Raw genomic sequence first — 20,244 nt, 5'->3', positions numbered from 1 at the left:
CCCGATGTTGGCCCTTCTGCTGCTCACGGCCTGCGCGGGCTTCCCCGAGCCGCGCGATGGCTTGCGCTTCGAAGACGGCTTGACCGCCCGGCAGTGGTTCGACCGCCTGATCGAAGGTCACGGTGGGGACCTGTCCGAGGATCCGCGAGATTTCAATCTGGCCATGCGCGGGCACTGGTACCGCGCGATCCAGCGCATCCAGCCCCTGGTCACGGACGCGGATTACCGCGTCACGGCTGAAGAACGTTACCGCCCCGCGGACGGCCTGTACGTGGTTCGCCACGAAGGCCCGGCCGGCAGCAAGACCATTCGGCGGCAGGGTGACTCGATCCGGATCTGGTATGACGGGCAGGAAGTCGAAGACGAGCAGCTGCTCGCGGCCAGCGCCATGACCACCGATGCCTTCGAGCTGTTTCATTTCGGCCCCTCCTTTCTGGCCCGTCGCGCCGTCGCCATGAGTCGTCTTCCCGAGGGGCGAGAGAGTGGGCGTCGCTATCCACGCCTGTGGATCCGGATCGAGCCGGGATTCGGCCGGGCCGAGCATGACGAGGTCGTGGCCTGGATCGATCCGGACAGCCATCGCCTGTTCCGGGTGCACATCACCCTGAACGGTTTCGAAACCACCCAGGGCGCCCATGTGGACACCAGCTTCGCCGACTACGTCCAAATGGGCGGCTACTGGATCGCGACGGAGTTCGAGGAGCGCGTGCGCGGACCGATCCGGATCAAGGCGCACGATTGGCAGATCACGGGTCGCGATGTCGGCCGCGGCTGGGATTCCGCCGACGTCGCCGGGCCGATCTTCGAGGGTGCGGCGGCCGCGCCGGCCGGCTCAGTCCGAGTCGGCGAGGATTGAAGGCCGCTGGAAGACCGGCTCGCCCCTGGCCAGGCGCTGACGGCATTCGGGGTCGTCGAGGGCTTCGGCCAGAGCCGTGACCAGCTCGTACTGACGCGCATCCTGGCCGGCCTGCTCGAAGGCGCGCAGAAAGCCGCCCTGGGCACCCTCGTGCACCGAGGCGATGCCGCGCAGCTGCGGGTGGCCGAGCTCGAGGTCTTCCGGGTGTTCGAAGCTGGCCTGGCAGTCCTCTCGCGAGATCGAATGGTAGCTGCGGCAGTTCAGCGGCCGCGCCGGATAGCCGGAGCACTGGCCGTCGATCAGGGCGGGGCAGGGCAGGTTGGTCGTCAGGACCCGATCCATCGGCAGCTCGCGCAGCGCTCGGTCGGCGGCTCGAATGCGCTCGGCGAAGGCGTCGAAGGCCTCGGCATCGAGCTGCCGGGACTGATAGTCGAGGAGGGCGAAGACCTCCACCGCCGTGGCCATTACCCGCAGATGGCAGCAGAAATCGCAGCCCGCGCGGCAGGCCAGCGGCCCGCGCTCATCGGCCGGCAGGCGCTTGAGCTCCTGTTCGATCAGACGCTGCACCTGGCGCAGGCTGCGTTCCGGCCCCTGGCGGAGCGCGCGCCCGCATTCGTCGAGGCTGGTGTCGGCAACGCGCAGTCGGATCGCGGGGTAGGTTTCTGGCAGACGGCTCATGGGGATACGGGCGGCGTTGGACAGTGGGCCGAGAAGGGTAGCAGAGGGCGGCCCGCAGCGACCACGTCGAAACGGCAAACCCGGTAGAATCGCGCCTCTTATGCGATTGATCCGAGACACATCACCGGCACGGGCACCGAGTGCTGCGACGGCGCTGGCCATCGGCAATTTCGATGGCCTGCATCGCGGGCATCAGGCCCTGATCCGGCGCGTCTGCGCGCGCTCCGACGAGCTCGTGCCGTCCCTGATGTGTTTCGAGCCCCTGCCGATCAGCCTGTTCCGGCCGGAGGATCCGATCTCGCGCATCTACTCCGTGCGCGATCGACTCGTCCTGTGCCGCGGCTTCGGGCTCGATCGCGTGTACATGATGCGCTTCGATCGAGCCTTCGCGGCCTTGAGTGCCGAGGCCTTCGTCGAGCGAATCGTCGTCGACCTGGCCCGCGCTCGCCACGTGGTGGTCGGTGACGACTTCCGCTTCGGTGCCCGGGCGGCTGGGGATGTCGAGCTGCTCGAAACCCTGGGCGCGCGCCTGGGTTTCGAGGTCTCGGTGATCGGCGCCGTCGAGCTCGAGGCCGAGCGCGTCTCCTCGACGGCCCTGCGCCAGGCCCTGGATCGGGGCGAGATGTCGCGAGTGCGCGCGCTGCTCGGTCGATCCTATTCGCTGAGTGGTCGCGTCTTGCGCGGCCGCCAGCTTGGCCGTACGCTCGGGTATCCGACGGTGAATCTGCGCCCGCCGCTGCCGCCGGCCGCGCGTGGCATCTTCGCCGTCCGGGTCTCCGGCGCCGGCCTGGATCGACACCCCGGCGTGGCCAGCCTGGGCCAGCGGCCGACGGTCGATGGCAAGGGTTGGCTGCTGGAGGCGCATCTGTTCGATTACGATGGGGACCTGTACGGACGTCATCTGAGCATCGAGCTGGTCGAGTACCTGCGCCCGGAAGAGAAATTCGAGTCCCTGCCGGCCATGTGCGCCCAGATGGACGATGATGCGGCCCGGGCGCGAGCCCTGCTGCAACCCTGACTGAAACCCAACGACGACAAGCCTGCTGCCACTGCCCCATGGATTACAAAGACACCATCAATCTGCCCCAGACCGACTTCCCGATGAAAGCCGCCCTGGCCACCCGGGAGCCGGCCATGCTCGAGCAGTGGTACGAGCGCGGCCTCTACCAGCGCATCCAGGAAGCGACCGCCGATCGCGAGACCTTCCTGCTGCACGACGGACCGCCGTATGCCAATGGCGATATCCACATCGGACACGCCGTCAACAAGATCCTCAAGGACATCGTCGTGCGTTCGGCCCTGCTGGCCGGGTTCCGCGCGCCCTACGTGCCGGGCTGGGACTGTCACGGCCTGCCGATCGAGCTGCAGGTCGAGAAGAAGGTCGGCAAGGTCGGCCAGAAGGTCGATGCCAGGACCTTCCGCCAGAAATGCCGCGAGTACGCCGACCAGCAGATCGACCGCCAGCGCGAGGGATTCAAACGACTGGGCGGCCTGGGCGACTGGGACCATCCCTATGCCACGCGCGATTTCAGCTACGAGGCCGGCATGCTGCGGGCCCTGGCGCAGATTGTCGAGCGCGGCCACCTCAAGCGCGGCGTCAAGCCCGTGCACTGGTGCTTCGACTGCGGTTCGGCCCTGGCCGAGGCCGAGATCGAATACCAGGACAAGACCTCGACGGCCATCGACGTGCTGTTCCCGGCCGTCGACCCGACTCGCCTGGCGTCCATCTTCGGCGTCGAGGCGGTCGATGATCGCGCCGGCATCGTGATCTGGACCACCACGCCCTGGACGATTCCGGCCAACCAGGCCGTCTGTCTGAACGCCGAGCTGGACTACGATCTGGTGCGCGGTCAGCGCGACGATGGCCGCTCCCTCGACATCGTGGTGGCCAGCGAGCTTCGCCAGTCCGTGTGCGAGCGGATCGGCCTCGGGCAGGCCGAAGTGCTGGGCACGGTCAGCGGTCAGGCCCTCGAGCATCTGGCTCTGCATCACCCCTACAACGGCCTCGAAGTGCCGGTCATCCTCGGCGAACACGTCACCACGGAAACCGGTACCGGTGCCGTGCACACGGCGCCCGGCCACGGCCAGGAAGACTTCGAGGTCGGTCAGCGCTACGATCTGCCGGTCGTCAACCCCGTCGACAGCCGCGGGATCTTCGTCGACGGCACGCCGGTCGTGGCCGGTGAATTCGTGTGGAAGGCCAATGCCAAACTGGTCGAGCACATGCGTGCCAACGGCACCCTGCTCGCCGACGAAGCCTTCGGCCACAGTTACCCGCACTGCTGGCGGCACAAGTCACCGACGGCCTTCCGCACCACGCCGCAGTGGTTCATCGCCATGGACCAGGCCGGGCTTCGTGAACAGGCCCTGGCCGCCATCGATCAGGTCCGCTGGGTGCCCGACTGGGGCAAGGCCCGCATCCGTGGCATGGTCGAGTCGCGCCCCGACTGGTGCATCTCGCGCCAGCGCACCTGGGGTGTACCGCTGGGCTTCTTCGTCGACCGCGAAAGCCAGGAGCCGCATCCGGACACGCCCGAGCTGGTGCGCCGCCTGGCCGACATCGTGGCCGAGGAGGGCGTGGACGCCTGGTACGAGGACAATATCGCCGAGCGCCTGGGCGTGGACCCGGAGCGCTACGAAACCGTGCCCGACATCCTCGATGTCTGGTTCGATTCGGGCGTCACTCACCACTGCGTGCTCGATCAGCGCGACGAGCTGAGCCGTCCCGCCGATCTGTATCTGGAGGGCTCGGATCAGCATCGTGGCTGGTTCCAGAGTTCCCTGCTGACCTCGGTGGCCATGCACGGTGAAGCGCCCTATCGTCAGGTGCTGACCCATGGCTTCACGGTCGATGCCGAAGGCCGCAAGATGTCGAAGTCCCTGGGCAACGTGATCGCGCCGCAGCAGATCATGCAGACCCTGGGTGCCGACATCCTGCGTCTGTGGGTGGCGGCTGCCGACTACCGTCAGGAAATGAGCGTCTCCGACGAAATCCTCAAGCGCGTCGCCGATGCCTACCGCCGCATCCGCAACACTGCGCGCTTCCTGCTCGGCAACCTGAACGGTTTCGATCCGGCCGCGCACGCCCTGCCGGACGATGAGCTGCTGCCCCTGGATCGCTATGCGGTGGATCTGGCCGCTCGCCTGGACGAGGACATCCGCCAGGCCTACCGCGACTACCGCTTCCTGAACATCTACCAGGGCCTGCACCATTTCTGCAGCGTCGACATGGGGGCCTTCTACCTCGACGTGATCAAGGACCGGCTCTACACCCTGCCGGAAGGCCACCCGGCGCGTCGCTCGGCCCAGACCGCGATGCAGCATCTCCTCGAAGCCCTGGTTCGCTGGCTGGCGCCGATCTGCTGTTTCACCGCCGAGGAAATCTGGAGCGAGATGGCCGGCGAACGCGAGGAGTCGGTCATGCTGGCGACCTGGTACGAAGGCCTGTCGACGGGTTCGGACGAGGATCGTGCCTTCTGGCAGACCCTGCGCGGCGTCCGCGAAGCGGTCGGCCCGCACCTCGAGGCCCTGCGCCGGGCCAAGGAAATCGGCTCCTCCCTGGCCGCGGAAATCACTCTCGAGGCCGACGGCCGCCTGGGTGAGGTGCTGGCGGCCGTCGGCGACGAGCTGCGCTTCATCTTCCTGTCTTCCGACGTGCACCTGGCGCCGGTCGGGGAGGGCGGTGAGCTCGCCGAAGTGGCGGGCCAGACCCTGAAGTTCTCGGTTCGACCGACCGAGCACGCCAAGTGCGTGCGCTGCTGGCACCATCGCGAGACAGTCGGTCGGATCGATGAGCACCCGGAGCTCTGCGGGCGCTGTGTCGAAAACCTGACGCCGGCGGGCGAGACCCGCCGCTGGGGCTGAGCCGATGGCGCCGATGCGTCCCGGAAAATACGGGCTCTGGCTCGCTCTGGCGGCGCTGGTCGCCCTGCTGGACCTGTGGACCAAGCACCTGGCCACCGAGCAACTGGTGCTCTATCGGCCCGTGCCGATCACCGACTGGCTGAATTTCACCCTGGCGCACAACGAGGGCGCGGCCTTCAGCTTTCTGGCCGGCGCCGGGGGCTGGCAGCGCTGGTTCTTCAGCAGCGTGGCGGTGCTGATCTCGATCATCCTGCTGATCTGGCTGTGGCGGCTGCCGAACCGCTCGCGCCTGCTGCCGGTGGCCATCGTCCTGGTGCTGGGCGGTGCGATCGGTAATCTGGTCGATCGCATCCGCTACGGCTATGTGGTCGACTTCATCGATGTGCATTACCAGGGCTGGCACTGGCCGGCCTTCAATCTGGCCGACAGCGCCATCGTTCTGGGCGTGATCCTGCTGCTGATCGAGGGCTTCCTGCCGCGCCGCGGGCCGGAGCCCCCGCGCCTGTGAGGCGCCAGCCCGATCTGATCGTTGTCGGGGCCGATGCCAGCGGCCTGCTCAGCGCGCTGGCCTTGCTCGATGTCGGTCTGATGCCCCAGGTGGTGGCCCTGCGCGACGCGCCGGACCGCCTGCCGCCCATCGACGATTCACCCCTGCCGCCCTGGTTCCGCCCCCCGCTCATCGAGCAGCTGGAGATGCGGGCCGCCCAGCTGCTGCCCGAGCTGGTCAGCCGCCTGGGGCAGTCGACGGGCGTCGATCTGGCCATCGCTCGGCGTGACCTGCTGGTCGAGGGCGAGGCGGACCGTTCGGCGGCCGACTGGCTCGCTCACACCCATCTACACTGGTCGACCGGCCCGATCGCCGATGTCGACAGCCATCTGGCGCAGGGCAGCCTGACCGCCGTGTGCGTGCATCAGCGCCTGGTGCTCCGTCAGGACCGGCTCGAGCGCGCCCTGCGCGCCGAGCTGCAGCAGCGGGGCGTCGAGCTGGTGTCCGAGGCGGCGGTGCGCCGTCTGGATGTGGCCGGCAATATCGTGCTCGGCGTCGAGCTCGACGATGGCCGCTGGCTGGGCGCGGATGCGGTACTGGTCGCGGCGGGTGCGGCCGGCAGTCGCCTGATCCATGATTCCGGCCTCGAGCGGCTCGAAGGTGAGGCGGCCTTCGCCCCGGGCCTGTTGTTCGCGCCATCCTCGACCTCGCTGGCCGCCTCCGTGTGGATGGACGAGTTCTGGCTCTCGCCCCGCCTGGATGGACGTCTGCTGGCCGGCACGGCGATCGAAGCCGACGGGCAGCCTCGCCTGGACAGCCGGGCGCTTCGTGAACGCGTGCACGCCCGCCTGCCCGGTCTGGGCCGACATGATCTGCAGCTGCGTGGTGAGACCCTGGCGCTGAGCGCGAATGCGCGAGCGGCCATCGGCGCCTATCCCGGCGTCCGCGGCCTCTGGATCAATGCCGGACACGAGGCCTTCGGTCCGATCCTGGCGATCGCGGCGGCCGAGTTCCTGGCCGAGCAGCTCGACGGGGCCGCGCCGGTGCGCGAACTGGCCGTGCGTCTCGCCCCGCGTTGAAACCTTTTTGTTAAGATCGAGTCTCATTCAGCGACTTCTCAACCCTGCCGTTCATCCTTCCAAGGAGGTTTAAGGCAATCATGAATCAGCCGTATCGTGCTACGTCCATCCCCGCGTCGTCGTCCATCGAGGTCGATGAGGGCGCGCGCAAGGTGCTTCGGAATACCTGGAACCTGCTGGCCATGACTCTGGCCTTCAGCGCCATCATGGCCTTCGTGTCCATGCAGCTGAACTGGCCGCATTTCGGCCTGCTGACCCTGGTCGGGTATTTCGGCCTGTTGTTCCTGACAGTGGCGCTGCGCAATTCAGCCTGGGGTCTGGTGGCCGTGTTCGCCCTGACCGGATTCATGGGGGCGACGCTCGGGCCGATCCTGAGTTTCTATCTGAGTGCCTTCAGCAACGGTGGGCAGATCGTCACCGCGGCTTTTGGCACCACCGCAGTGGCCTTCTTCGGTCTGTCCGGCTTTGCCCTCGTGACCAAGAAGGACTTCAGCTTCCTTGGGCCGATGCTCTTCATCGGCATCTGGGTGGCCTTCTTCGCGGGCCTGGCCGCTTACTTCTTCAGCATGCCGGCCCTCAGCCTGGCCGTTTCGGCGATGTTCGCCCTGCTGATGTCTGGTCTGATCCTGTTCCAGACCCAGCAGATCGTCCGCGGCGGTGAGCGCAACTACATCATGGCCACGGTGACTCTGTTCGTGTCCATCTACAACCTGTTCACCAGCCTGCTGCATCTGTTCGGCTTCGCCTTCGGCGAGGAATAAGCCGAACCGCACCGTTACTGCCGGTGCACCGATCGGAAGGGGCGGCCTCGAAGCCGCCCCTTTTTCTTTTTCTCTGCGCCTCAGCGCCTCTGCGAGAGACCTCCCCGCCTGGGCCTGAGGGTCTTCCTCCGCTTTCGAATTCACGTTATACTGCTCGGCTTGCTCCGCTGGCATGGTCGCGTGCCGGTGGCGTTTCAACCACTGAAAAGACGAGAACACATCATGTCGAAGAATTTCAAGATTCCGGCGGAAATGCGCACGGACGTGGGGAAAGGTGCGAGCCGCCGCCTGCGCCGTGCGGGTCGAGTTCCCGCCGTCGTATACGGTGCGGACCGTGATCCGGCCACGATCAGCGTGGACCACGATTCGGTCCTGCATATGGCCGAAGAAGAGGCCTTTCACGCCTCGATCCTGGAGCTGACCGTCGGTGACGGTCGTCGCCAGAAGGTCGTCCTGCGTGATCTGCAGCGCCACCCGTACAAGCCCCTGCTGACCCACATCGACTTCCTGCGCGTCTCCGACGACCAGCAGGTCCGGATGAGCGTGCCGATCCACTTCGTCAACGAAGAGAAGTCGAAGGCCGGCAAGAAGGCCGGCGTGGTCATCTCCCACCAGACCGTGGAAGTCGAAATCGACGCCCTGCCGAAGGATCTGCCGGAGTACCTGGAAGTCGATCTGGCCAACCTGGAGCCGGGCGAAAGCGTCATGCTCAGCCAGATCGTGCTGCCGGAAGGCGTCACCATCCCGGCCCTGGAGATCAGCGAAGACAACGATCACCCGATCGTGACCGCGATCTTCATCCGTGAAGGTCAGGGTAGCGGTGAAGCTGCCGCCGAAGCCGATGCTGCTGTTGGCCAGGCCGCCGAAGTCGAGACCGTTGCCGAATCCGAGTCGAGCGAGGAGGCCGAAGAAGGCGAATCCTCCGACGAGGAGAGCTGAGGCAAGCCAGTCTCGCCGTGAGTGAGCTTTGGCTGATTGCTGGCCTGGGGAACCCGGGCCAGAAGTACGAAAGAACCCGGCACAACGCCGGGTTCTGGTTTCTGGACGCTCTCGATCGCGTCGAGCCCCTGGCCATGAAGGCCAATCGAAAGCTGCACGGCGAGGTCGGTCGGCAGCGCTGGCAGGGTCGTGATGCGATCTTCCTGCGGCCGGATACCTTCATGAATCACTCCGGTCAGGCCCTGCGCGCGGCGGCTGACTACTTCTCGGTGCCGGCCGAGCGCATCCTGGTGGCCTACGACGATCTGGACCTGCCGCCTGGCACGATCCGCCTGAAGCGCGGCGGTGGTCACGGTGGTCACAACGGTCTCCGCAGCATCTTCCAGCACCTGAGTGATCAGGGCTTCTGGCGCCTGCGGATCGGTATCGGGCATCCGGGCACGCGGGAAGCGGTGCTGGGCTGGGTGCTGGGTCGGGCCCGGGCCGAGGAGGAGCGGGCCATCGAAGAGGCGATCGAGCGCTCGGTCAAGGTGCTTCCCGACCTGCTAGCCGGTCGCGGAGAGCGCGCAATGACGGCCCTGCATACGCAGTCGGCCAACCCCTGAATCCATTTCTTCCGGAAGGACGCAGCATGGGCTTCAAATGTGGAATCGTCGGTCTGCCGAATGTCGGCAAGTCGACCCTGTTCAACTGCCTGACCAAGGCGGAGATCGCGGCCGAGAACTACCCGTTCTGCACCATCGAGCCGAACGTCGGCATGGTGCCCGTGCCCGATCCTCGGCTCGATGAGCTGTCCTCGATCGTCTCGCCGGAGCGCGTCGTGCCGACCATGATGCAGTTTGTGGACATCGCCGGCCTGGTGGCGGGCGCCTCGAAGGGGGAGGGCCTGGGCAACAAGTTCCTCTCGCACATCCGCGAAACCGATGCGATCGCACATATCGTCCGCTGCTTCGTCGACGATGACGTCACCCACGTGGCCGGCAAGGTCGACCCCCTGGCCGATATCGATACGATCGATACGGAGCTGGTGCTGGCCGATCTGGATACGGCCGAGCGGGCCCTGGATCGGATCAGTCGACAGACCAAGTCGGGCGACAAGGATGCCAAGCGCCTGGCCGGCATCCTCGAGCGCGTCGTCGCTCACCTGGGCGCGGGCTCGCCGCTGCGCACCCTGGAGCTGGCCGATGAAGAGCGTTCCGAGCTCCGAACCTGGCAGTTCATTACCGCCAAGCCGGTGCTCTACGTAGCCAATGTCGATGACTCGGCCGCCGAGGACAACGCGATGGTGGCTCAGGTGCGTGAGCGGGCCGCGGCCGAAGGTGCCGAGGTCGTCGTGCTCTGTGCGGCCATGGAGGCCGAACTGGCCGAGCTCAGCCCGGAAGAGCAGGCCGAGTTCCTCGCCGATCTGGGTCAGGACGAGCCGGGTCTGCACCGTCTGATCCGCGCCGGCTATGCCTTGCTCGATCTGTTGACCTTCTTTACCGCCGGCGTGAAGGAGGTCCGAGCCTGGACCGTGCGCCGCGGCTCGACCGCGCCCCAGGCCGCGGGACGTATCCATACGGACTTCGAGAAGGGCTTCATCCGCGCCGAGGTCACGGCCTACTCGGATTACGTGGCCTGCAAGGGCGAGGCGGGTGCCAAGGCGGCCGGCAAGCTTCGCCTCGAAGGGCGGGACTACCTCGTCCAGGAAGGCGATGTGATGCACTTCCGATTCAACGTCTGAGGCGGTTGCTGGCCTCGGAGCGGGGGTGAATCGGCCGAGTCGGCTCTTTTTTCCCTAAACGAGCTTGACTCTCCCCCGACCTTGGGTGACAATTGCGGGCTTCGTCCGGGTCGTGAGTGATTTCGGGCGAGTGACGGAAGAGATGAGGTTCTGACAGACAGCATCGGTAGTCGAGCACCTGGAGGGGTACTCAAGCGGTCAACGAGGGCAGACTGTAAATCTGCTGGCTATGCCTTCGCAGGTTCGAATCCTGCCCCCTCCACCACTTCCGTCGAAAGATTTGGAAGCGTGCTTGAACGCTGAGCGGGTGTAGTTCAATGGTAGAACCTCAGCCTTCCAAGCTGATGATGTGGGTTCGATTCCCATCACCCGCTCCAACAATTTGATGTACCGCGCCCGCGTAGCTCAGGCGGTAGAGCACTCCCTTGGTAAGGGAGAGGTCACTGGTTCGAGTCCAGTCGTGGGCACCATTTTTTTCAGCGCTGCGTTCGAAGTTCGAGTTGCGCGTCGCTGTGGTTTTTGACTCAACAACTTGAAGGAAACGGAGTTCCAGGCTCATGTCCAAGGAAAAATTTGAACGTAGCAAGCCGCACGTGAATGTGGGCACGATTGGTCACGTTGACCACGGCAAGACGACGCTGACGGCTGCGCTGACGAAGGTCTGCGCTGAAGCCCGTGGCGGTGACTTCAAGGCCTACGATCAGATTGACAACGCGCCGGAAGAGCGTGCGCGTGGTATCACGATTGCCACGGCGCACGTCGAGTACGAGTCGGACGCTCGTCACTACGGCCACGTGGACTGCCCGGGTCACGCTGACTACGTGAAGAACATGATCACGGGTGCGGCGCAGATGGACGGTGCCATTCTGGTGGTGTCGGCGGCCGATGGCCCGATGCCGCAGACGCGCGAGCACATTCTGCTGGCTCGTCAGGTGGGCGTGCCGTACATCCTGGTCTTCCTGAACAAGGCGGACATGGTGGATGACGCGGAGCTGCTGGAGCTGGTCGAGATGGAAGTTCGCGAGCTGCTGAGCGACTACGACTTCCCGGGTGACGACACCCCGATCATCACCGGTTCGGCGCTGAAGGCGCTGGAAGGTGATCAGAGCGACATCGGCGTGCCGGCGATCATGAAGCTGGTCGAGGCGATGGACGAGTACATTCCGGAGCCGGAGCGTGCGCTGGACAAGCCGTTCCTGATGCCGATCGAAGACGTGTTCTCGATTTCCGGTCGCGGTACGGTGGTGACGGGTCGTGTCGAGCGCGGCATCGTTCACGTCGGTGACGAGATCGAGATCGTGGGCATCAAGGACACGACCAAGACGACCTGTACGGGTGTGGAGATGTTCCGCAAGCTGCTGGACCAGGGTCAGGCGGGTGACAACGTGGGCGTTCTGCTGCGTGGCACGAAGCGTGACGAGGTCGAGCGCGGTCAGGTTCTGGCCAAGCCGGGCACGATCACCCCGCACACCAAGTTCGAAGCCGAAGTCTATGTCCTGAGCAAGGACGAAGGCGGCCGTCACACGCCGTTCTTCAAGGGCTACCGTCCGCAGTTCTACTTCCGTACGACGGACGTGACGGGTTCGGTGGAGCTGCCGGAAGGCGTCGAGATGGTGATGCCGGGCGACAACGTGCAGATGCAGGTGGAGCTGATCGCTCCGATCGCGATGGAAGAAGGCCTGCGTTTTGCCATTCGTGAAGGCGGCCGCACCGTCGGTGCCGGCGTCGTTGCCAAGATTCACGAATAAGTCCGACAGGACCGATCGCGGAAGTCAGTGTCCGGCGCAGCTGGGCACTGGCTTCGGCATCTTCGCAGCAAGGATTGTTGTGAAGACGAGTTTCAAGAGATAGGCGAGTAGCTCAACTGGCAGAGCAGCGGTCTCCAAAACCGCAGGTTGGGGGTTCGAGTCCCTCCTCGCCTGCCACCTCATTCCAAGGCAAAGACTTCGATTTCTATGGCAGCCGAAAAGACATCAGCTCGCGATAACGTCATGTGGGCCCTGGGCCTGCTGGTTCTGCTGGCCGGCGTGGTCGGGTTCTTCCAGTTCTCGGGCGAAGTCATGACCCTGATCCGGGTCGTCGGCCTGCTGGTCGCAGCCGGCATTGCCCTGGCGCTCGTGGCGAAGACCGCCCGCGGTCGTGACATGTTCGCGTTCCTGCGCGAGACCGATGTCGAGCGCCGCAAGGTGGTCTGGCCGACCCGCCAGGAGACCCTGCAGACGACGCTGATGGTGATCGTGATCACCGTGATCGTCGCCATCCTGCTGTTCCTGATGGACACGGTCTTCGGTTGGGTGGTGCGCCGCCTGATCGGCGCCTCCGGAGGCAGTTGATGGCCAAGCAGTGGTACGTCGTCCACGCCTATTCCGGCTTCGAGAAGTCGGTGAAGCGCTCCCTCGAGGAGCGCATTCGTCGTGCCGGGATGGAAGAGTACTTCGGCGAGATTCTCGTGCCGACCGAAGAGGTCGTCGAGATGAAGAAGGGCGTCAAGCGTCGCAGTGAGCGCAAGTTCTTCCCCGGATACGTGCTCGTCGAAATGGAAATGAACGACGACAGCTGGCACCTGGTCAAGGACGTGCCGAAGGTGCTCGGTTTCATCGGCGGTCGTCAGGACCGTCCGGCGCCGATCACCCAGCGCGAAGCCGATGCCATTCTGCAGCGCGTCCAGGAAGGCGTCGACAAGCCGCGGCCGAAGGTGCTCTTCGAGCCGGGCGAAATGGTTCGGGTCACCGATGGCCCGTTCAACGATTTCAGTGGTGTGGTCGAAGAGATCAACTACGAAAAGAGCCGTCTGCGCGTGGCCGTTTCGATCTTCGGCCGCTCGACGCCGGTGGAACTGGATTTCCAGCAGGTGGAAAAACTCTGACAGAGTTTTTCCATCCCGGGCCCGACCCGGGATCCAGCGTCTTGCTTGCAGGATGCTGAAAAAGAACACCATCCCGGGCCCGACCCGGGTTCCAGCGTCTTGTTTGCAGGATGCTGAAAAAGAACACCATCCCGGGCCCGACCCGGGATCCAGCGTCTTGCGAGCAGGATGCTGAAAAAAGAAGTACGCAACGCAAAACGCGTTGATTTGAAGACCCACGACCGAATCGGTCGTGAACAACCCATAGACGGGGAGCCGGCGGCCCATTGAGTGGCCCGGCGCTCGAACCCGAGGAGACATGTTACATGGCCAAGAAAGTAAAAAGCTACATCAAGCTGCAGGTGCCGGCCGGTCAGGCCAACCCCAGCCCGCCGGTCGGTCCGGCACTGGGTCAGCACGGTGTCAACATCATGGAATTCTGCAAGGCCTTCAATGCATCGACCCAGTCGATCGAAGCCGGCATGCCGATTCCCGTGGTCATCACCGTCTACAGCGACCGCAGCTTCACCTTCGTCACCAAGACTCCGCCGGCCGCAGTCCTGCTGCGCAAGGCTGCCAAGATCCAGAAGGGCAGTGGTGAGCCGAATACGCGCAAGGTCGGTACCGTCAACCGCGATCAGCTCGAAGAGATCGCCAAGATGAAAGAACCCGATCTGACGGCCGCAGACATGGACGCCGCCGTGCGCACCATCGCCGGTACCGCCCGCAGCATGGGCCTGAACGTGGAAGGAGTCGAATAATGGCCAGAGGTAAGCGTCTTCGCGCCGCGCGCGAGCAGATTGAAGCGGGCAAGGTCTACGCCATCGAAGAGGCCCTGGAGCTTCTGAAGTCCGTCAGCAAGGTCAAGTTCACCGAGTCCGTGGACGTGGCGATCCGTCTGGGCGTGGATCCGCGCAAGTCGGATCAGGTCGTTCGTGGCGCCATCGTCATGCCGAACGGCACGGGCAAGAGCGTCCGCGTCGCCGTCTTCGCCCAGGGCGAGAACGCCGACAAGGCCAAGGCTGCCGGTGCCGACATCGTCGGTTTCGAAGACCTGGCTGAAACGATCAAGAGTGGCACCATCGATTTCGATGTCTGTATCGCCACCCCGGACGCCATGCGTGTCGTCGGTCGCCTGGGTACGGTGCTGGGTCCGCGTGGCCTGATGCCGAACCCGAAGGTGGGCACCGTCACGCCGGATGTCGAGACCGCGGTCAAGAACGCCAAGGCAGGTCAGGTGCAGTTCCGTACCGACAAGGCCGGCATCATCCACGCCACCATCGGCAAGGCCGATTTCGACGTGGACAAGCTGAAGGGCAACCTGCAGGCGCTCGTGTCCGAACTGGTCAAGATCAAGCCGCCGGCCGCCAAGGGTCAGTACCTGCGCAAGCTGGCAGTCTCGACGACCATGGGTCCGGGCGTCCCGGTCGATACCGGCTCGCTGGGCCTGTAAGCATTGTTTTCCTGCTTCCGGCTCGGTCGGAAGCAGCTTTGGAAAAAGGAAGGGCAGGGAAGAGCCTGGGCTCGAACCTTCCCCTCCCGGGCGATCGCTTCCGCTTCGACAGGGAGGCGCCCGTCCAAGACCGCGGGTCGTTGGTGAGTCTCGATCGATCACCACGGTAATGGTTCGCCGCCCGCGCAGATGGTGTCGCCCGATCCCGATTTTTTGGGAAACGGCCACCGAAAGGGTCCGGGCCCGAGTGAAAGCTGGGATTCCGGAATGTGAGCGGATTTCGGGTTTGATGCCTGAAATCCAACTGAAGATGGAGGTAGCCAATGGCGCTCACTCTTGAGCAGAAAAAGGCGGTAGTGGCGGAAGTGTCCGTGGTGGCGCAGTCTGCCCACTCTGCTGTTGCTGCCGAGTACCGTGGTCTGACCGTCGGGGAAATGACCGACCTGCGTGCCAAGGCGCGCAAGGAAGGAGTTTTCCTGAAGGTGGCCAAGAACACGCTGGTGCGCCGAGCCGTTGAGGGTACCGACTTCGAATGCATGGCCGAGGAACTGACCGGTCCGCTGCTGTTCGCCTTTTCCATGGAGGATCCGGGCGCCGCAGCACGACTGATCAAGGACTTTGCCAAGGGTAATGATCGTCTGATCGCCAAGCTGGTTGCCATCGGGGCCCAGCTTTACGATGCCAGCGAGCTGGAGCGTCTGTCGAAGATGCCGACTCGCGACCAGGCCATTGCCATGCTGATGGGTGTCATGAAGGCGCCGATCGAGAAGTTCGTTCGTACTCTTGCGGAACCGCATGCCAAGCTGGTTCGGACCGTTGCCGCGGTGCGCGACAGCAAGCAAGCTGCCTGAGTTTGACCTGTACGTTCCGGGCCACGTTTGACGTGACCCGTTCACAACTTTTGGAGAGTAAAGAAAATGGCCGTTTCGAAAGAAGACATTCTGGAAACCATTTCCAACATGAGCGTGATGGAGGTTGTCGACCTCATCGAAGCCATGGAAGAGAAGTTTGGCGTGTCCGCAGCCGCTCCGGTTGCCGTGGCTGCTGGCCCGGCTGCTGGCGGTGAAGCCGCTGCTGCTGAAGAGAAGACCGAGTTCGACGTCATCCTGGCGAGCTTCGGCTCCAACAAGGTCGGCGTGATCAAGGCCGTCCGCGGCATCACCGGCCTGGGTCTGAAGGAAGCCAAGGACCTGGTCGAAGGCGCTCCGGCACCGCTGAAGGAAGGCGTGTCGAAGGACGAAGCCGAAGACGTCAAGAAGCAGCTGGAAGAAGCAGGCGCGACCGTCGAGGTCAAGTAAGCTCATCGCTGCTGCTGCGTCATAAGCAACGCAAGGGCTGGGTGCCGGAATGGCACCCGGCCCGTTGCTGTTTCTGAAACAGCGATGAGACGGGCTGATCTGGCTTGTACCGGGTGCCAGGATCAGCACGGTAATGCAAACCCGGCCGAAGCAATCTCTTTAAGTGGGTACGACGCTCATGAGTTACTCCTTCACGGAAAAGAAGCGCATTCGCAAGAACTTCGGCAAGCACCCTCAGGTGCTGGAAGTTCCCTTTCTGCTGTCCACCCAGATCGATTCCTATCGTCAGTTCCTGCAGGTCGATCGGCCTGAGCACGAGCGCGACGAGATCGGTCTGCACGGGGCGCTGTCATCGGTCTTCCCGATCGTCAGCTATTCTGGCAATGCGGCGCTGGAGTACGTGAGCTACAAGCTCGGCGAACCCGAGTTCGATGTCACCGAGTGCAAGCTGCGCGGCATGAGCTATGGTGCTCCGCTGCGCGTGACCGTGCGTCTCGTAATCTACGACAAGGACAGCCCGGCGCGCAACAAGAAGGTCAAGGAGGTCAAGGAGCAGGACGTCTACATGGGCGATCTGCCGCTGATGACCGACACCGGCACCTTCATCGTCAACGGCACCGAGCGCGTCATCGTCAACCAGATGCACCGCTCACCCGGCGTGTTCTTCGACCACGATCGTGGCAAGACCCACTCGTCCGGCAAGCTGCTGTTCTCGGCCCGCGTGATTCCCTACCGTGGCTCCTGGCTGGACTTCGAGTTCGACCCGAAGGATTGCATCTTCACCCGTATCGACCGTCGCCGGAAGCTGCCGGTGACGATTCTTCTCCGTGCCCTGGGCATGGAAGAAGAACAGATCCTCGATTACTTCTTCGAGAAGACCAAGGTCACGCTGCGCAAGAGCGACGCCAAGGTCGATCTGGTCGCGCAGCGTCTGCGTGGCGAGAACGCCCTGTTCGACATTGTCGACAACGACGGCAACGTGATCGTCGCCAAGGACCGCCGCATCACCGCGCGCCACGTCAAGCTGATCGACGAAGCCGGCGTCAAGACCCTGGATGTGCCGGACGACTACCTGATCGGCAAGATCCTCGCCCACAACGTGGTCGACACGGAGACCGGCGAGCTGGTCGCCAGTGCCAACGACGAGATCACCGAAGAGGTGCTCGAGGCGATGCGCGAGGCCAAGGTCAAGAAGTTCGACATCCTGTATGTCAACGATCTGGACCAGGGTCCGTACATTTCCAATACCTTGCGCATCGATTCCACCTCCAGCGAGTTGGAAGCCCTGTGGGAAATCTACAAGATGATGCGCCCGGGCGAGCCGCCGACCAAGGAAGCGGCCCAGAACCTGTTCAAGAACCTGTTCTTCACCGAAGAGCGCTACGACCTGTCGGCCGTCGGCCGGATGAAGTTCAACCGTCGCGTCGGTCGCAAGGAAATCACCGGCCCGGGCGTCCTCGACCAGGACGACATCCTGTCGGTGCTGCGCGTGCTGATCGACATCCGCAACGGTAACGGCACGGTTGACGACATCGACCACCTCGGCAACCGCCGCGTTCGTTCCGTCGGCGAAATGGCCGAGAACGTGTTCCGCATCGGTCTGGTCCGCGTCGAGCGCGCGGTCCGCGAGCGTCTCAGCGTGGCCGAGAGCGAAGGCCTGGCCCCGCAGGACTTGATCAATGCCAAGCCGGTGGCCGCCGCGGTTAAGGAGTTCTTCGGCTCCTCGCAGCTGTCCCAGTTCATGGATCAGAACAACCCGCTGTCGGAAGTCACCCACAAGCGCCGCGTCTCGGCTCTGGGCCCGGGCGGTCTGACCCGCGAGCGTGCCGGCTTCGAAGTGCGCGACGTGCACCCGACCCACTACGGCCGTCTGTGCCCGATCGAAACGCCGGAAGGTCCGAACATCGGCCTGATCAACTCGCTGGCCGTCTATTCGCGCACCAACCAGTACGGTTTCCTGGAAACGGCCTATCGCAAGGTCGTCGACGGCAAGGTCACGCAGGAAGTCGAGTACCTGTCGGCGATCGAAGAGGGCGATTACGTGATCGCCCAGGCCAACGCCGATCTGGACGACAAGAACCAGTTCAAGGAAGAGCTGATTCCCTGCCGCTACCAGGGTGAATTCACCCTGAAGCAGACCTCGGAAGTCGATTACATGGACGTCTCGCCGCGACAGATCGTCTCGGTGGCGGCTTCCCTGGTGCCCTTCCTCGAGCACGATGACGCCAACCGCGCACTGATGGGCTCGAACATGCAGCGTCAGGCCGTGCCGACCCTGCGCGTCGACAAGCCCCTGGTCGGTACCGGCATGGAGCGCGCCGTGGCCACCGACTCCGGTGTCACCACCGTGGCCCGTCGCGGCGGGATCGTCGACCAGGTCGACGCAGGCCGTATCGTGGTCCGCGCCAACGAAGAGGAAGTGGGCGAGGACGATCCGGGTGTGGATATCTACAACCTGGTCAAGTACCAGCGCTCGAACCAGAACACCTGCATGAACCAGCGTCCGCTGGTCAAGGTGGGCGACAAGGTCGCGCGCCGTGACGTGCTGGCCGATGGCCCGTCGACCGACCTCGGTGAGCTGGCCCTGGGCCAGAACATGCTGGTCGCCTTCATGCCCTGGAACGGCTACAACTTCGAGGATTCGATCCTGATCTCGGAGCGCGTCGTCCAGGAAGACCGTTTCACCTCGATCCACATCGAAGAGCTGACCTGTGTCGCTCGCGACACGAAGCTTGGCACGGAAGAAATTTCGGCCGACCTGCCGAACGTCGGCGAGTCGACGCTGGCCAAGCTGGACGAGTCCGGCATCGTCTTCATCGGTGCCGAGGTCAAGGCCGGCGACATCCTCGTCGGCAAGGTCACGCCGAAGGGCGAGACCCAGCTGACGCCGGAAGAGAAGCTGCTGCGCGCGATCTTCGGCGAGAAGGCCTCGGACGTGAAGGACACCAGCCTGCGCGTGCCGACGGGCATGGACGGCACGGTCATCGACGTCCAGGTCTTCACCCGTGAGGGCGTCGACAAGGATGCTCGCGCCATCGCGATCGAAAAGGAAGAGCTGCGCCAGGTGCGCAAGGACCTCGACGATCAGCTGCGCATCATGGAAGACGCGATCTTCGCCCGCCTCGAGTCCGTCCTGGTCGGCAAGGTCGCCGACAAGGGTCCGTCGGGCATCAAGAAGGGCGACAAGGTCACGGCCAGCTACCTGGCCGATCTGAAGCGCGACGACTGGTTCAAGCTGCGCATGCGCAACGACGAAGCCCAGGACCTGCTCGAGCGAGCCGCGCGTCAGATCGAGAAGCAGCGCAAGCTGTTCGACAAGCGCTTCGAAGAGAAGAAGGGCAAGATCACCCGCGGTGACGATCTGGCGCCGGGCGTGCTGAAGATGGTCAAGGTCTACCTGGCCGTCAAGCGTCGCATGCAGCCGGGCGACAAGATGGCCGGCCGCCACGGAAACAAGGGCGTGATCTCGACCATCGTTCCCGTCGAAGACATGCCGTTCCAGGCCGACGGCACGCCGGTCGACATCGTCCTGAACCCGCTGGGCGTGCCTTCGCGCATGAACATCGGTCAGGTGCTCGAAACGCATCTGGGCTGGGCGGCCCGTGGCCTGGGTCACAAGATCCAGGGCATGATCGAAGCGAATGAATCGACCGCCAAGATCCGCAAGTTCCTGGGTGAGGTCTATAACTCCGACCGTGATCGCGTCGACATGAGCGAATTCACCGACGAGGAAATCCAGGAAATGGCCGGCAACCTGACCGGTGGTGTGCCGATGGCCACGCCGGTGTTCGACGGTGCCGAGGAGAAGGAGATCAAGCGCCTGCTGAAGATGGCCGATCTGCCCGAATCCGGCCAGACCACCCTCTATGACGGCCGAACCGGCAACGCCTTCGACCGCCCGGTGACCGTGGGCTACATGTACATGCTCAAGCTCAACCACCTGGTGGATGACAAGATGCACGCCCGTTCAACCGGTCCGTACAGCCTGGTGACGCAGCAGCCGCTGGGTGGCAAGGCCCAGTTCGGTGGTCAGCGCTTCGGGGAGATGGAGGTCTGGGCACTGGAAGCCTACGGTGCCGCCTACACCCTGCAGGAAATGCTGACCGTGAAGTCCGACGATGTCGCTGGTCGAAACCAGATGTACAAGTCCATCGTCGATGGCAACAACCAGATGACGGCCGGCATGCCGGAATCCTTCAACGTGCTCGTGAAGGAAATCCGCTCGCTCGGTATCAACATCGAACTCGAAGAGTCCTGAGTC

At 64.2% G+C, this 20,244-nt stretch carries 18 protein-coding genes and 4 tRNA genes; 21 read left to right on the top strand and 1 reads right to left on the bottom strand.

The window, feature by feature from the left end:
* Positions 1 to 4: 4 nt before the first annotated feature.
* Complete coding sequence (locus tag WM2015_RS11760) at positions 5 to 856, top strand: hypothetical protein (protein WP_049727079.1); 852 nt, start codon at positions 5 to 7, stop codon at positions 854 to 856.
* Here the strand turns inward: WM2015_RS11760 and WM2015_RS11755 are convergent.
* Complete coding sequence (locus WM2015_RS11755) at positions 833 to 1,534, bottom strand: YkgJ family cysteine cluster protein (RefSeq protein WP_049726226.1); 702 nt, start codon at positions 1,532 to 1,534, stop codon at positions 833 to 835. The two genes, WM2015_RS11760 and WM2015_RS11755, sit on opposite strands and share 24 nt — an antisense overlap.
* A gap of 100 nt (positions 1,535 to 1,634) precedes the next feature.
* Here WM2015_RS11755 and WM2015_RS11750 point away from each other — a divergent pair, with 100 nt between their 5' ends.
* From WM2015_RS11750 to rpoB, 20 genes are all read left to right on the top strand, one after another.
* Entirely contained in the window at positions 1,635 to 2,552 is a 918-nt protein-coding gene (locus WM2015_RS11750) for a bifunctional riboflavin kinase/FAD synthetase (protein WP_049726225.1), read from the top strand.
* 38 nt (positions 2,553 to 2,590) lie between these two features.
* Complete coding sequence (gene ileS / locus WM2015_RS11745; protein WP_049726224.1) at positions 2,591 to 5,398, top strand: isoleucine--tRNA ligase; 2,808 nt, start codon at positions 2,591 to 2,593, stop codon at positions 5,396 to 5,398.
* A gap of 13 nt (positions 5,399 to 5,411) precedes the next feature.
* Positions 5,412 to 5,906, top strand: a complete 495-nt coding sequence (lspA, locus tag WM2015_RS11740; RefSeq protein ID WP_211260928.1) for a signal peptidase II — start codon at positions 5,412 to 5,414, stop codon at positions 5,904 to 5,906.
* Positions 5,903 to 6,964: an FAD-dependent oxidoreductase gene (locus tag WM2015_RS11735; RefSeq protein WP_049726222.1), complete on the top strand. Its 1,062-nt coding sequence runs from the start codon at positions 5,903 to 5,905 to the stop codon at positions 6,962 to 6,964. The genes lspA and WM2015_RS11735 overlap by 4 nt, the downstream gene beginning before the upstream one ends.
* An 80-nt stretch (positions 6,965 to 7,044) precedes the next feature.
* Positions 7,045 to 7,725, top strand: coding sequence for a Bax inhibitor-1/YccA family protein (locus WM2015_RS11730; RefSeq protein WP_049726221.1), 681 nt, complete (start codon positions 7,045 to 7,047; stop codon positions 7,723 to 7,725).
* Positions 7,726 to 7,947: 222 nt separating this feature from the next.
* Positions 7,948 to 8,664, top strand: coding sequence for a 50S ribosomal protein L25/general stress protein Ctc (locus WM2015_RS11725; protein WP_049726220.1), 717 nt, complete (start codon positions 7,948 to 7,950; stop codon positions 8,662 to 8,664).
* A gap of 17 nt (positions 8,665 to 8,681) precedes the next feature.
* Positions 8,682 to 9,269, top strand: coding sequence for an aminoacyl-tRNA hydrolase (gene pth / locus WM2015_RS11720; RefSeq protein ID WP_049726219.1), 588 nt, complete (start codon positions 8,682 to 8,684; stop codon positions 9,267 to 9,269).
* A gap of 26 nt (positions 9,270 to 9,295) precedes the next feature.
* Positions 9,296 to 10,387, top strand: a complete 1,092-nt coding sequence (gene ychF / locus WM2015_RS11715) for a redox-regulated ATPase YchF (RefSeq protein ID WP_049726218.1) — start codon at positions 9,296 to 9,298, stop codon at positions 10,385 to 10,387.
* A gap of 180 nt (positions 10,388 to 10,567) precedes the next feature.
* Positions 10,568 to 10,652 (top strand) — tRNA-Tyr (locus tag WM2015_RS11710).
* 38 nt (positions 10,653 to 10,690) lie between these two features.
* Positions 10,691 to 10,764: transfer RNA gene (locus tag WM2015_RS11705), tRNA-Gly, on the top strand.
* A gap of 17 nt (positions 10,765 to 10,781) precedes the next feature.
* Positions 10,782 to 10,857 (top strand) — tRNA-Thr (locus tag WM2015_RS11700).
* A gap of 87 nt (positions 10,858 to 10,944) precedes the next feature.
* Positions 10,945 to 12,135: an elongation factor Tu gene (gene tuf / locus WM2015_RS11695; protein WP_049726200.1), complete on the top strand. Its 1,191-nt coding sequence runs from the start codon at positions 10,945 to 10,947 to the stop codon at positions 12,133 to 12,135.
* Between the two features lie 101 nt (positions 12,136 to 12,236).
* Positions 12,237 to 12,312: transfer RNA gene (locus WM2015_RS11690), tRNA-Trp, on the top strand.
* Between the two features lie 66 nt (positions 12,313 to 12,378).
* Entirely contained in the window at positions 12,379 to 12,720 is a 342-nt protein-coding gene (gene secE / locus WM2015_RS11685) for a preprotein translocase subunit SecE (RefSeq protein WP_156201134.1), read from the top strand.
* Complete coding sequence (gene nusG, locus WM2015_RS11680; protein WP_049726216.1) at positions 12,720 to 13,253, top strand: transcription termination/antitermination protein NusG; 534 nt, start codon at positions 12,720 to 12,722, stop codon at positions 13,251 to 13,253. Before secE ends, nusG begins: the two co-directional genes overlap by 1 nt.
* A 305-nt stretch (positions 13,254 to 13,558) precedes the next feature.
* Entirely contained in the window at positions 13,559 to 13,993 is a 435-nt protein-coding gene (rplK, locus tag WM2015_RS11675) for a 50S ribosomal protein L11 (RefSeq protein WP_049726215.1), read from the top strand.
* On the top strand, positions 13,993 to 14,685 hold the full coding sequence (gene rplA / locus WM2015_RS11670; RefSeq protein WP_049726214.1) for a 50S ribosomal protein L1: 693 nt from the start codon (positions 13,993 to 13,995) through the stop codon (positions 14,683 to 14,685). Before rplK ends, rplA begins: the two co-directional genes overlap by 1 nt.
* A 323-nt stretch (positions 14,686 to 15,008) precedes the next feature.
* Entirely contained in the window at positions 15,009 to 15,536 is a 528-nt protein-coding gene (gene rplJ / locus WM2015_RS11665) for a 50S ribosomal protein L10 (RefSeq protein WP_049726213.1), read from the top strand.
* A 66-nt stretch (positions 15,537 to 15,602) separates the two neighbouring features.
* A complete protein-coding gene (gene rplL, locus WM2015_RS11660; protein ID WP_049726212.1) occupies positions 15,603 to 15,983 on the top strand; it encodes a 50S ribosomal protein L7/L12 in 381 nt (126 codons plus the stop codon).
* Positions 15,984 to 16,161: 178 nt separating this feature from the next.
* Entirely contained in the window at positions 16,162 to 20,241 is a 4,080-nt protein-coding gene (rpoB, locus tag WM2015_RS11655) for a DNA-directed RNA polymerase subunit beta (protein WP_049727078.1), read from the top strand.
* Positions 20,242 to 20,244: the final 3 nt, after the last annotated feature.

Origin of the sequence: Wenzhouxiangella marina, assembly GCF_001187785.1 — a bacterium.
GTDB classification, from domain to species: domain Bacteria; phylum Pseudomonadota; class Gammaproteobacteria; order Xanthomonadales; family Wenzhouxiangellaceae; genus Wenzhouxiangella; species Wenzhouxiangella marina.
The sequence above is the reverse complement of the archived record's forward strand: the minus strand, read 5'-3'. Positions and strand labels throughout refer to the sequence as shown.